9 protein-coding genes are annotated in these 14,306 nt (G+C 42.5%); 2 read left to right on the forward strand and 7 right to left on the reverse strand.

Annotated elements, in window-relative coordinates:
- Positions 1-12: 12 nt before the first annotated feature.
- Entirely contained in the window at positions 13-1,554 is a 1,542-nt protein-coding gene (locus G587_RS24530; RefSeq protein WP_026492523.1) for an endo-1,4-beta-xylanase, read from the reverse strand.
- A 496-nt stretch (positions 1,555-2,050) separates the two neighbouring features.
- On the opposite strand from G587_RS24530, the gene G587_RS22645 reads away from it, so the two are divergent.
- On the forward strand, positions 2,051-3,031 hold the full coding sequence (locus G587_RS22645) for a helix-turn-helix transcriptional regulator (RefSeq protein WP_081673345.1): 981 nt from the start codon (positions 2,051-2,053) through the stop codon (positions 3,029-3,031).
- 211 nt (positions 3,032-3,242) lie between these two features.
- Here G587_RS22645 and G587_RS0112475 read toward each other — a convergent pair whose 3' ends face one another.
- Both G587_RS0112475 and G587_RS0112480 read right to left on the reverse strand, forming a co-directional pair.
- A complete protein-coding gene (locus G587_RS0112475; RefSeq protein ID WP_051201009.1) occupies positions 3,243-4,814 on the reverse strand; it encodes a glycoside hydrolase family 43 protein in 1,572 nt (523 codons plus the stop codon).
- The gene (locus tag G587_RS0112480) at positions 4,811-6,283 is read right to left on the reverse strand and encodes a glycoside hydrolase family 43 protein (protein ID WP_081673346.1); all 1,473 of its coding nucleotides are present in this window, start codon (positions 6,281-6,283) and stop codon (positions 4,811-4,813) included. Before G587_RS0112480 ends, G587_RS0112475 begins: the two co-directional genes overlap by 4 nt.
- Positions 6,284-6,531: 248 nt before the next feature.
- Between G587_RS0112480 and G587_RS26645 the strand changes: the two genes are divergently transcribed.
- Positions 6,532-9,300 (forward strand): carboxylesterase family protein, encoded by a 2,769-nt coding sequence (locus tag G587_RS26645; RefSeq protein WP_330364472.1) that lies wholly within the window; start codon positions 6,532-6,534, stop codon positions 9,298-9,300.
- 129 nt (positions 9,301-9,429) lie between these two features.
- On the opposite strand, the gene G587_RS0112490 is transcribed toward G587_RS26645, so the two are convergent.
- The 4 genes from G587_RS0112490 to G587_RS0112505 form a co-directional block, all read right to left on the reverse strand.
- Positions 9,430-10,284: a carbohydrate ABC transporter permease gene (locus G587_RS0112490; RefSeq protein WP_026492527.1), complete on the reverse strand. Its 855-nt coding sequence runs from the start codon at positions 10,282-10,284 to the stop codon at positions 9,430-9,432.
- Positions 10,285-10,380: 96 nt separating this feature from the next.
- On the reverse strand, positions 10,381-11,289 hold the full coding sequence (locus G587_RS0112495) for a carbohydrate ABC transporter permease (protein ID WP_026492528.1): 909 nt from the start codon (positions 11,287-11,289) through the stop codon (positions 10,381-10,383).
- A 161-nt stretch (positions 11,290-11,450) separates the two neighbouring features.
- The gene (locus G587_RS0112500) at positions 11,451-12,941 is read right to left on the reverse strand and encodes an ABC transporter substrate-binding protein (RefSeq protein WP_026492529.1); all 1,491 of its coding nucleotides are present in this window, start codon (positions 12,939-12,941) and stop codon (positions 11,451-11,453) included.
- Positions 12,942-13,020: 79 nt separating this feature from the next.
- On the reverse strand, positions 13,021-14,052 hold the full coding sequence (locus G587_RS0112505; protein WP_035786597.1) for a LacI family DNA-binding transcriptional regulator: 1,032 nt from the start codon (positions 14,050-14,052) through the stop codon (positions 13,021-13,023).
- Between the last annotated feature and the right edge of the window lie 254 nt (positions 14,053-14,306).

Genomic DNA, 14,306 nt, shown 5'->3' on the forward strand with positions numbered 1-14,306 from the left:
CACCAAAATCTTTTATTCCGCATCTGTTTCTGCAAATACCCAGAAACACGGTTTGGGTTCATATTTACTGTCAAATAGAAGCGGGCACTGTGACTGTCCCGTTTTGTTACCGCCGCCCACATTGGATCGGAACTGAAGCCATGAATACTTATCTATCGTTCCCCAGAAGGTCATTCCGGTAACCTTGGCTGCGCCGGAGTTCTGTGCTGACTTAAGTGCATAATATAGAAGATTGTACTGTTTTCTCATCTTCTCATATTCAGCATCCACAGATTCAGGATCCGAGCTGTCATACTGATCACTTGCTGATAAATCCCACTCTGTAATCTGTATGTTCTGGGCGACCTCACCATAGGCCTTGATCGCATTCTCGAACTCTGTGCTTGAAGGACCGCTTACACTGTAGTGTCCCTGCATTCCCATCGCTGTAAGTCTGGTTCCTTCTCCGGGAGCCCCCTCCTCAGCTTTTACTGCTTCGAGAAGCTTTATGATTCCGCCTCGCTTTTTAGTATCACACTCGTTATAGTCGTTGTAATAAAGCTCAAGGCTTTCAGGTGCATATTTATTTGCATATTTAAATGCATTTATAATGAAGCTTTCATCCTGATATACGTGCCACCAGCTTGAGTTGCCTCCGTGGGTGTCCTGTGAAAGGTCTTCGTCAGGTCTCTCAGTATCTGTTCTGTAGGTTCCTGTTGAATCAGATATTGCTTCGTTTACAACATCCCATCCATAGAAGAGATCCTTGTACTTGCTATCCTCACCTACAAAATGCTCAAGTACTGACTTTATGTACCATTCCTGGCGCTTATCCATCACCTCAGCAGTTACATAAGGCTTTTCCTTATCGTAGTCTTCATGGAAGAACCACTCAGGTGTCTGTGAATGCCACAGAAGTACATGTCCTCTGACCTGTAATGACTGATCCGGATGAGTCTCATTCCATTTGAGGATTTTATCCAGGATCTTTTCCGGATTCTTAAAACTCAGAACCGGAACTGTTATTGTCTCGCCGTTAAGCTCTACTTCTTCAGTCCCCGGACACTTTGCATTGCTGTATCCGAAAAGTGAATCCGGTTTTAATTCATTTCCAAGCGTTACGCAATTGAAATGCTTTGTTACTATATTCCAGTTTTCAATGTCCCAGGGTTCCTGTCCGGTGATCGCACAACCAAATCTGCAACCCATTGTTTTTTCTACGCTGTCTTTTAGTGCAGGAATGGTGTCTTCCTCGCTTTCTGTATCAGTTTCCTCTGTATCGGCAGTGTCTGCCTCTTCAGTTTCTTCTTTATTATCTGTTTCTGCAGAGCCTTCTATATTATCTGCATCTTCTGTCGTGCCTTCTTCCATATTTGAGGCATTTTCAGCAAATTCTTCCAAAGATTCATCTTTTTTATCTGACTCTTCAGATGTTGCGGTATTTTCATCCGCTATATTTGTTTCAGTAGTACCACCTGTTGAAGATTGTCCGCATCCTGCGCCGATTATTGCTGCTGTTGCCAGCAATACCGCCGCGCCAATCTTCCGGCGCTTTATAAGATCATATTTCTTCATGAAATATTCCTTTCTACTTCTCAAAATTTGCTAAAAGTCTTTAAAGCTGTGCTGTTACTAAAGCATAGACGTTTACGGCATATTGTGCTTATCACATTTTGCTTTTCCATACGCGCTTATTGCTATATACTTTCCAAAAAATCCACTCTCCATTTGTGAATATTGTACAACGCAGTATTTCTGCTATCAAGTTTTGTTTATAATTACTTTATAAATGATACATAATTCATTCATAATCGCAAAATTTGAGAATCACTATTCCCTACATTAATCTTCCATTTTATTGCTAAATGCTTCTCAATTATTGCTCTTTACGGTACGAAAATTTGAGCAATTTCTTGTATGCATTTCACAAAGTTGCTAAAATAGGGCGTTTTCTATTTACTATTCCCCGCAATATATGCTAAAGTACGGAAATATAAGATTGCGTTTCGCAATTATTGCATAGGTAATGCAAATATCTGTTTATCAGATTTTGAGATTTTAAGAGGATGTCATGAAGAACAAGAGAGAGAACCTTAATCTGAATTTTTATCAGCAGAATACTGACTTCCGTAACAGAGTTATGGTTGCAGAGAAGGAGAACAGTATCTTCCCTAAGGATGCTTCTGTCCGCATATGGTACAATGTGCAGACCAGCGATTATCTGCCCCATTGGCATGATGCTATGGAAGTAATTATTCCTATTGAGAATTATTATGATGTTGATATAGATAACGAGCCTCATCATGTGCTTCCCGGAGAGATCCTCATGATATCTCCCAGAAAGATGCATCACCTGCATGCTCCTGAGAACGGCGCACGTTTTATCTGTCTCTTTAATGTAGATTTCTTTTCACAGGTAAAAGATTATACAGGTATGCTCTTTGTTAAAAATAGCTGCATTCACATCACTCCTGAGACCTATGCACCTGTTTACAGCGAGATTTACGACCTCTTTACACAGATTTGGAATGAATATTTCCAGAATACTGAGTTCTACGAGTTCTCAATATATGCCAACCTTCTGCAGGCGTTTACTCTGCTCACCAGATGTCAGCTCAACCAGATCCATCTATTTACAGAGAGCAGCCCTAACAAGCGCAGAGACTACTTCACAAGACTTAACGGCGTTCTTGAGTACATCGACGAGCACTATACTGAGGATCTTACACTTGATGAAGTTGCGGACTTCAGTGGTTTCTCCAAGTTCCACTTCACAAGACTGTTCAAGGAATATATGAACTGTACCTTCTATGATTATTTGATCGGCCGCCGAATCAAGGCTTCCGAGATCCTGCTCTCACAGCACGAACTGTCAATAACAGACGTAGCCCTGCAGGCAGGCTTTTCAAGTATTTCAACCTTCAACCGTACCTTCAAGACGAAGAAGGGCTGCACCCCGGGTGAATATCGAGCTCTGTTCAGACATGGCAAGGAAGGTTCCGCTGATGGAGCTGTATCAGAAGAGGATGCAGTAGCTACAAGAATCATTTAAAATATCACAAGCCCGGAAAACCTGGTGTTTTCCGGGCTTTTTCAATTCGATAACACGTGTTTCTCTTCCTATGACGTTTTTTAGTCATTAAAACGTAAAATGTATCGTTGCGGAAATAAAAAACACCGTCTCGGCGATTGCCAAAACGGTGTTAAAAATTCAGGTAAAAATATTAATTCGATTTCTTACTTGTGTAGTTGCATACGAAGCTTTAATAAATTTCATATTTAAATTCAGAAAATGCTGCTTCGCCACCGGATTCCTTCGTACTAAACATAAACAATGCAAAACGGCAGCCAACAAAATGAGCCAGTGTAAATTTTAAACTCTTTGAAAACGGAACCGGATTGAACTCCTTTTCAGAAAGCTTCCTGTAGAATACTGTTGCATTTCCTACAGGCGCAAATGTATTCGCATCAAATCTTAACGCATATGCCTTCTCATTTCCAAGCGACTGTCTGAATTTCTCAACCTCTTTTCCCTCTTCATTGGAAATAAGAATAAGGTCATTCCCATCAACAGTCTTCTCAATAGCCAGATAACAGTACTCTTCAAATAAAATCCCAAGGCCTGCTCTATCACCAACCTTCAGATCTTCAACGTTTACAATAACACTCGCTCTGCTTCTAGGAAGCGTCATACGCTGGGTTAGCGTGTTTATGACCTGATCGAACTTATCGCAAAGTCTGTCTGTTTTAATGAGCAATCTCTTCTTTTTAGTGTCCTGCTTAACAAGAGATACCTCCGGCTGATGATTGAACTGCCAGAAACTCCTCATTCCGAAGCTGTCAAACTCGGCATTATCGGTTTTTCTGCCTTCTGCTACGTCTGAAATCTTAGCTCCCTCGCTGAAATCATCACTTCCAGCAAGAGGAATATACTCATGATCCGGATTCGTATTGCAGATTTCAATCTCTGCAGGAAGCTTCCCATTCTCATCTATATAAGGAATAGCTCCCTTCCATCTAAGCGGAAGTAAAAATGGTGTTCTTCCAACTCCGCCTCTGTCCTGGAAGAGCATGGTAAACCAGTGCCCGTCGGGTGTATCCACAATACCGCCCTGAGCAACGCCCTGTCCGAAATATCCCATATCATCACAGAAAATCTCGCCGCCATGGAATTCACCTTCCAAAGAAGAAGCAACGAAATAGTTCTGTGTTCGCATCCATCTGTCCGGCAAAGAATGAATAAGGAACAGATAGTACTTATCATTTATCTTGTAAAAATGGCAACCCTCATAGCCAAGACGTTTATTGCCCACGTCCTTCACAAGCGTTCTCTGAAGTCCGCCCTCCTTAGGACCCTTCAGGTCGCTGTCCAGCTCCACAAGCTTAATCTCGGTATTGCCAAAGGCAACAAATACCCTGTCCTCATCGAACAGAATGCTGCCATCATGATAAAAGCCCTCAATATACTGTTTTTTCCAAGGTCCTGTAATTGAATCGGCTTTATATAAATACGTTTTTTGTGTGTCATTAGCCACAAACATCAAATAAAAGCAGTTGTTATGGTATCTAAGACACGGCGCCCACATACCTTTTCCGTAAATGCCTACCCCATCGGTAAGACATTGTCCCTCTGTGCTATCGAGTTTATCATACACATAGGCAGCATGCTCCCAATGGAGAAGATCGTAAGACCTTAAGATCTCACATCCCGGAAAAAAATGCATGGTTGTTGAAGCAAGATAGTACACATCCCCCACACGGATCACGTCTGGATCCGGATAATCCGATGGAATTATCGGATTAATTGTCCCCATAGAAACTTTTTCTTTAATCATTTTATAAATCTCCAAGAAATCATATCGTAATCTTTTCCTACAAAGGTGAAGAAAAGATCATGCACTCCGTCAGGATTCATCTCAAGTGAGACGAAGGTATTCTCAACCTCGCCATCTGTATCTTCAACCGGAACGTATGCAAGAACCGGTCCCTCAGGTGAATCAAGGCTGACTCTCACTGCTCCGGTACCTCTGCCCTTATATTCGAGGCTGACCTCGAAGGCTCCGCCGTTACCGAAATCTGCGCCTGTAACGCTAAGCCAGCTTCCATCCTCTATTCCGGTCACGATCATATCACCGGATCCGCACTCCTCAGCTGTATCGCCATACTGAACAGTATCAATTCCTGAGCAGTTGGACATTGTTACAGCCTTAACCTCTTCATAGGGATTCAGGTATGATAGCTGCTTTACGCCTGCTTTTGTTCCCTTTGAAACAGAAGGCGCATTGTCCTCTATCTGCAGAACATCTATATTAGTGCTTCTATATCCGCCGAGCTTGCCCTTAGCTTCCTCAAGAATTCTGGAATGGTATGTGATGTACCACTGATTTTTGAACTCAAACATGCAGTGATGATTGTTACCGCCTAGACCAAAGAAGAACTCAGGATTCTTAAGTACAGGCTTATAGTGCTTAAAAGGTCCCATGGGCGAATCTGAAACAAGTGTTATTATTTCGCCCTGCTCAAATCCTCGCTCTTTCTCTGCTTCAGGAGTCATGCTGAAGTTTGAGCAATATGAATAGTAATACTTTCCGCCCATCTTATTGATGCCTGAATCCTCAAACAGATAAGCAACATTCTCTATAGGCTGCGGATCGCCATCAAGGCTTATCATGTCCGCTCCAAGCTTTACAACTCTGGCTGTGCCGGGATTTGAAGCCTTTTCCGGGCAGGGAACGCCGCCACCAACATACAGGTATGCACTTCCATCATCATCCATAAGAACTGCCGGATCGAAAAGCCATGTAACCTCAGCGCAGTTAGGAGTCTCTCTTGAAATAAGAGGTCCGTTAATAGGATCTGTGAAAGGCCCTACCGGGCTGTCAGCTGTCAAAACAGCTATTCCGTTACCATTATTGGCAAAATAGAGGAAAAACTTGTCCTTTCCATCAATATTCTTATAAGCTGCAGCCGGAGCCCATGAATTAGCTCCCCACTTTGCAGCGCCTGTTTCTGATGCAGCGTAGATTGTTCCGTGATCTGTCCAGTTAACGAGATCTGCTGAGGATACTACGTTGATCTTATTGATATTTCCGTAGGTATTCTCCTTAAGCTCACCATTCTCGTCATACATCGGATCATCACCGGTCATATAAAGATAAACCCTGCCATCATATACAAGAACATATGGGTCTGCACCATATCTCTGTGTCATTACAGGATTGTGATCTGAATACTTTTTATAAGCAGGGCTGAGCTTTACGCCCTTAAACATTTCTTCCATTGTACTTACTTCTAAAACTTGCATTATTACCTCCCGAATCTTGCGAATGACGCAAAGCCCTATGTTTATCCCAATTTAATGTAATTTTATTGTTATAGGGAACATCTTTCCACAAAGTAATTGCTGATTTTTTTGCATTAATTGCGTAGTACATAGCAATCTTTAGAAGCTAAATAGCAAGATTCGCATAGACCTTCAAAAACCTATGTAGCTAAAATCAGAGTAGAGATTAGGTATATTAAGAAACTTTTTCTATATGGAGGATACAAGGTATGTTAAGACAGACAAAAGTAGAGAACGGCGAGGTCAGAGGCCTTCCCGGCTCAGACCCGAGAATTACCGTATATAAAGGTATTCCCTTTGCAGCTCCGCCTGTAGGCAAAAACAGATGGCGTGCACCCCAGCCCTGTGAAAACTGGGACGGCGTGTTAGAAGCCTATGAATTTGGACCTATTTCCGTGCAGGATACTCCCGGTCTCGGAACCGATATTTACTGCAAGGAATGGCACGTAGATCCTGAGATTCCCATGGATGAGGACTGCCTCTACCTCAATGTATGGACACCTGCAAAGAAGACCGACGAGAAGCTTCCCGTACTTGTATGGTACTTTGGTGGCGGATTCCAGTGGGGCTACACAGCAGAGATGGAATTTGACGGTGAAAAGCTCGCAAGACGCGGAATCGTCGTTGTAAGCGTAAATTACCGCTTAAATCACCTGGGCTTCTTAGCACATCCAGAAATTACCAAGGAAGCACCCCAGGCACCCGGAAACTTCGGTCTCCTTGACCAGAAGGCCGGTCTTGAATGGGTTTACAGAAATATAGCAGCATTTGGCGGAAATCCCGACCAGATCACTATTTCAGGACAGTCCGCAGGTGGCGGCAGCACAATGCATCAGCTTGCATGCGATGATAACTTTGATAAGATCAAGGGTGCTGTTGTTATAAGCGGTATGATCCACAATCCAAAAATGACAGAAGATATTTTTAGACCCCTGAATTTAACTGAGGCTGAGAAGCTTGGCGAGGAATTCTTTGAATTTATCGGTGTAAAATCTCTTGAAGAAGCAAGAAGCATTGATGTATTTACACTTAGAGAGAAATATGGTGAATTTGCCCAGAATCATCGCAGAATGTTCCCCTTCCAGGATGGTGTATTCTGCAAGGAGGATCCTGCAGTCAAATTCCTTGAAGGACGAAATGCACCTGTTCCTGTTATCTCGGGAAATACTTCCGATGAATTCCAGATTGATGGTGAAAGCAGCGTTGAATCCTCAGTTAAGACTGTTTTTCTTGACGCTGAAAAGAACGGCAGAAATCAGAACCACTACTATTATAGATTCGATCCCGATATCCCGGGCGAGGATACACCCGGAACCTTCCATTCAGTTGACCTCTGGTTCTTCTTTGAGACACTTGGTAAGTGCTGGAGACCTATGGAAGGCCGCCATTTCAAGCTTGCAAGGCAGATGTGCGATATGTTCGCCAACTTCATTAAAACAGGCGATCCTAACGGAAAAGGCTGGGACGGCGAAGATCTTCCCGTTTGGGAACCCTATACAGACAAAAACCGCGCCGAGATGGTATTTGACGGTAGAGGCGCTGTTCCTCAGAAGGAAGGCGGCATAAGACTTGGAATCACAGGTAAAAAGCAGGCTCTTAACCCCTATCTCCCTTCCTGGGAATACATTCCGGACGGAGAGCCCTATGTATTCGGTGACAGAGTTTATGTATACGGTTCACACGACCTTTACAACGGCGAAACCTTCTGCCTTGGCGACTATGTATGCTGGTCCGCTCCTTTAAACAGTCTTGGAGACTGGCATTATGAGGGCGTTATTTATCCCAAGACAGCAGATCCGCTTAACAAGGATGGTCATATGTGCCTCTATGCACCTGACGTCACAGTAGGTCCGGATGGCAGATATTATCTTTATTATGTACTCGATAAAATATCAATCGTTTCCGTTGCAGTATGCGATACTCCTGCAGGAAGATACGAGTTCCTTGGATACGTTCACTATCCGGACGGAACAAAGCTTGGTGAAAAAGAGGGTGATGAGCCTCAGTTTGATCCCGGTGTTCTCACAGAAGGCGATAAGACTTATCTGTTCACGGGCTTCTGCGGACAGGGCGATACCTCAAGACACGGCGCTATGCTGACTGTGCTTGGTCCCGATATGCTCACAGTTGAAAAGGCTCCTGTGATCGTTGCTCCCGGCAGCTGCTACAGCAAGGGCACAGAATATGAAGGACATGCCTTCTTTGAAGCTCCTTCCATCCGCAAAAAGGACGGAAAATACTTCTTTATCTACTCCTCAGAGGTTATGCATGAGCTCTGCTATGCTACCTCCGACAGCCCGGAAGGTCCCTTCTCCTATGGCGGAGTTATCGTAAGTAACTGTGACCTTCACATTGATTCCTATAAAGATGCTTCAATGTCCATGGCCTGCGGCGCAAATAACCACGGAAGTATGGTTCAGATAGGCGATTCCTGGTATATCTTCTATCACAGACATACAAATAACACCTGGTATAGCAGACAGGGCTGTGCAGAGAAGCTTGAATTCAGACCTGACGGAAGCATAATACAGGCTGAAATCACCTCTTGTGGCCTAAATAACGGTCCTTTAACAGATATAGGTGAATATCCTTCATACATCGCTTGTAACCTGTTTACAGAGGCACATGAGATATATGTAGGTAAGGAAGGCCCCAGAGTTGTTCAGGATGGCGGTGATGGTGATCGTGAGATCGGATATATCAGACAGCTTGGAAATAACTCAACAGCAGGCTATAAATACTTCGATATGAAGGCTGTCAGTGGTCTTAAGATCAAAACCAGAGGATATTTCAACGGTAAGGTTCAGGTTAAGACCAAGTGGGACGGCGAGGTTCTCGGAGAAATTGATGTTAATTCTCAGAACATCTGGACAGAGGGTACCTGCAGCTTTGCTCCGATATCAGGCGTAAATGCCCTTTATCTCACCTTCGTAGGAAGCGGAAGCTGCTCCCTTAAGAGCTTTGAGTTTATACACTAATAAAAATTCCGGCCCGCATTTAGTGGGTCGGAATCGTATTTTAAATAAAAAACCCGCGGCATTGGGGAATGCCGCGGGTATTCTCTTACTAACGCTTATTTAAAAAGAGTAAGTATAACCTATACTATATCAACCCTTTACACCACCAAGTGTAACACCACCAACGATGTATCTTGAAAGGAGAAGATATACAACAATTACAGGGAAGATTGAGAATGCGATCATTACATAAACCTGTCCCATATCGAACTTCAACCAGTCTGCTGCACGAAGCTGTGCGATCAGAATAGGAAGTGTCTTCTTTGTATCTGTGTGAAGTACAAGTGCAGGTGTGAAGTAGTTATTCCAGCTGCTTACAAATGTGAAGATAGCCTGAACAGCGATAGCGGGTTTCATAAGCGGTACTACAATGCTGTTAAAGGTTCTGAACTCACCTGATCCATCAATTCTTGCTGCCTCGATAAGTGAAAGAGGAAGTGTTGAATCCATGTACTGCTTCATATAGAAGAATACAGAAGGTGCTGCAATTGCAGGAATTGTAAGCGGGATAAATGAATCATCAAGTCCCATCTTGCCGATCAATTGAAGGAAACCAAGCGCAGTAACCTGTGCAGGAATCATCATGACCATAAGAATGAAGGTGAACATAAATTTCTTAAACTTGAAGTCGTATGCATGGATTGCATAAGCTGTCATAGTTGAGAAATATGTTGAAAGTACTGCAGTAACAACTGCAATCAAAAGTGAGTTAAAAATACCATTAAATATAGGTAATGTACCATTTTTAAGGTTAGTCCAGTTTTCAATAAGATGAGTACTGGGTATCGCTGTAAATCCTCCACTAAGCTCCTGATGAGATCTGGTTGCATTGATAAAAAGAACATAAAACCAGAACAGGCAGAGGAAAGTTACAAGGCCCAGCACGATATATGCAATTATTCTTCTGACACGGACAGAAGCACCATTTTCCTTCTGTCCTGCCATTAAGCTTGTATTCGCCATTACTGCTGTTGTAGATGCTGACATATTATAATCCTTTCTTATACTAACGATAACAGATGTTGTTAATCTGTATCAGTCTTATTTCTTTTCAGGTGAAGCTGTAAACTTAAATACTATAAGGCTGAGTATACCTGTTATGATGAACATGAATACTGAAAGCGCGCCACCAAGACCATAGTTCTTGCTGAACAGATGCTTATTCAGATACATGATCAGTGTCATTGATGAACGCATCGGATCTCCGGTTCCGTTTGTAAGAATCTGAGGAACATCGAACATCTGAAGTCCACCGATAAGTGATGTAATCATAACAAAGATAAGAATAGGCTTGAGCAGCGGTAATGTAATTTTATAGAAAATCTGAGTAGCTGTAGCTCCGTCAACCTGAGCTGCCTCGAAGAGTGAAGGGTCGATACCCATCATTCCTGCCATCAGAAGAATCGTCGTATTTCCAAACCACATAACACAGTTCATGAATGCTACAAGTGAACGAACTGACCATACGTGTGACATGAACTGATATGCTTCTTTAATTACTCCAAGCTGTAAAAGAAGTGAGTTGATCGGGCCAGTGTTTGCAAACAGTGTGAAGAACAGCATTGAGAATGCTGATGCCATGATAAGGTTAGGCATATAAATAACTGTTTTGAAAAATCCCTGTGCCTTAAGTCTCAGTGAAGGATCTGTGAACCATGCACCAAGAAGAAGTGAAAGAATGATCTGAGGTACAAAGCCCATAACCCACATAATGAGTGTATTGACTGTGTAAGTCGGCAGATCGCCGTTTGTGATAATTGTTAAGTAGTTCTGTAATCCTACGAAGTTAGGTCCAACCTGTGTAAGACCTGAACGGTAATTTTCAAAAAATGAATTATAGATTGTTGATACAAGCGGTATCATCTGGAAAACAAGGTAAACAACAACAAAAGGTATAAGAAAAATGTATCCCCACTTATTGTAGCTTACTACTTTACTCTTTTTTTTCATAAGCATCCTCTTTCTATCTTTTCCAAAAAATTGGGTGTTTAGTCTTTAAATAGTTAAAATTTTTCATTATACAGGGCGCAGTGGATAATTCCATGCGCCCTGCTTAAATTCCCCTAATAATCTAACCTACAGGCTTTAGCCTATATTTTTTAGTTATTAAATCAGTCAGCTGTAACCTCAGGATACTTCTCAACTACAGCCTTCTTGAACATATCAAGTGCCTCGTCAAGAGTAGCATTGCCTTCGAAGTAGTTCTTTGCAGCCTTCTGGAACTCTTCGTTACATCCCTGATCGTATGCGGAAAGGTTTGAAAGATCAACCTTCTCAGCACCTTCTGCAAGCTGCTTGTACGGGTTCTGTCCACCAAGAAGTGCAAGGTTACCTGAATCATCAGAAGCGAGCTCTGCAAGAACTGACTTGCTGTTTACACAGTCAGCATCCTTCTGTGCGATCTCTTTAAGAACGTCCTTGTCAGTTGTCATTGTAAGGATGATATCCTTAACAAGACCAGCGTTGTCTGTACCTGTTGCTGCGCAGATCCATGTGCCGCCCCAGTAGTATGACTGCGGTCCTACACAGTATCCCCAACCACCGTTGTTAGCGATTGTGCCGTCCTGATCAGCGTCAAGGCAGAAGTTGAAGAACCAAGCGGGTCCAAAGTAGCAGAAGATCTTTCCATCGGGAGTCTTACCCTTTGCCCAGTCATCGCCCCAAAGGTCATATGTGTTCTCAGCCTTAGCGTCTACAAGTTCCTTAGAATCGTTGATCCAGTTCATAAGGTTATCATCGATAGTAAGCTTGCCATCCTGTACCCACTTACCGGATACGTTGTTTGAATATGTACGATATGTGTCGTTTACAGAACACATTGTGTAGCCTTTTTCCTCAGCAGCCTTAGCTGTCTCTACATACTTATCCCAATCTGCTACAGCAGCCTGTACTTCATCAGGATCGTCTGTTCCAAGAACATCCTTAGCAGCATCACGGTTGTAGATAAGACCTGCTGAGCAAGCCTGCCATGATGAGCCCTTAAGCTTACCGTTGCTATCTGTAACAATTGCCTGTGTGTAAGAATACTGATCAGCAAGGTCAGCATCTGTGATGCCAAGATCAGCCATAGGCATTGTGTAATCTGTATCTACATATTTAAGAGCGTAGTCAGCCTCAACAAGGAAAAGATCAATCTTGTCATCTGCAGCTGCGCTATCCTGCTTAAGAAGTGTCTCATCAAGGTTGTTCTGATAAGCATTGTTCTCACTGGGAGTGATGTTCCAAACTACATCAACATCACCGATCTTACCGTGAGTAGCGTCAACCTCTTCATATCCCTTATAGTGGTCTGTAAGTCTTGACTTGAACTCTTCGTTCCAAGCATAGATGTTAAGAACCTTACCCTCGTCAGCTGCAACCTCTGCTGTAGCTTCCTCAGTTGACTCAGCAGCATCCTCTGTTGCCTCTTCTGTTGTCTCAGCAGGTGCCTCTGCAGCATCCTCTGTTGCTGTCTCTTCAGCAGGTGCCTCTGCAGCATCTTCTGTTGCTGTTTCCTCAGCAGGTGCTTCTGTTGCAGGTGCAGCATTGTTTCCGCCACAACCAGCGATCATGCCAGCTACCATTGTTGTTGAAAGTAATACACCAAGTAACTTTCTTTTCATGAAATTGTACCTCCCGTTTCATTTAATAATGAAAAATGATTAGTTGTATATTTAAAACAGCTTCTGCTGTCTTAAACCGTTATGAAATAAGTCTTTTGACTGTTTCGCCCTCATTGAGGTGACCAGGAACAATAACCTGTTCACTGAGAGTCGTTCGTGGATTCTCTATGGAATCAATAAGCTTCTCAGCTGCTTTCCTACCAATAAGATCTGTATCCTGAACAATTGTTGTAAATTGTGGACTGTACTTCATTGCTATATCAATTCCGTCATATCCGGCAATTGAAATATCATCTGGTATTCTTAATCCCTTCTGTTTAATAGCATTTATGCCTCCAAAGGTGGCAAAATCATCGGGATATAATATGCAAGTTGGTCTGTCACTTAATTCCAAAAGTTTCTCTGTTGCCCTCTGAGCACCTACAGTGTCGCGATATTCAACCTCAAGTACATACTCATCCGGAATCTCCAGGCCAAAGTCCATCGCGGTTTTGTAAAAGCTCTTTATACGGCTCTGAGTAACTGCTGAATCCGAACCATGGATATAGGCGATTTTCCTATGTCCCATTCCATAGATATATGTAAGCAGATCCTTAATGCCCATGACGTTATCCGATATAATAGCGGATCTGTCATTGAACACATGGTCAATGGTAACAACTGGTATGTTTCCTCTTACAAGCTCCTCAACTTCAGGCTTGTAGAAGTCAACGCAGGCTATTGCCACGCCATCGAAGTTTCTGTATCTCGCATGTGCAAGATATGACATATACCCCTGAGAACTTCTGTTATTACTTATAAAGGTAAGGTCGTAACCTTTCTCCTCAATCTTCTTTTTGAAGCTTTCGATCACTCTGGCGAAATAGTTATGTGTCAATCCGCTCTGTGAGTCATCCATGAACAAAAGTCCTATATTATATGTACGATTAGTTTTTAACGCTTTAGCTGCAAAATTGGGAAAATATCCCATTGCCTCTGCTGTTTCGCGAACAAGATCTTTTGTTTCCTGGCCGATGTCGGCCTGGTCATTTAATGCTTTTGAAACTGTTGCGACAGATACCTTGCACGCGGCTGCAATATCTTTCAATGAAACTCTTTTACGTGCTGACATCTGTCCCCCTTAATTTTCCTAAAACGTTTTCGTAACTTGAATATACATCACATTTTCCATGAAATCAATATATTATTTTGATTTTGTTGTGCATATTGTATCTTTTTGTGATTAATTTACAAATTTAAACTTAATTAATTTTATATTTTTCATAAATTTTCGGTTAACACCGCTTATTTCCTTAAACGCAGCGAAAATTTTCCCGTTTTTAGGCTTCTCTGCTACATTTAAAAATGTCTTGAAATGTAGGAGTT

This window comes from Butyrivibrio sp. XPD2002 (assembly GCF_000423945.1).
Lineage (GTDB): Bacteria > Bacillota > Clostridia > Lachnospirales > Lachnospiraceae > Butyrivibrio.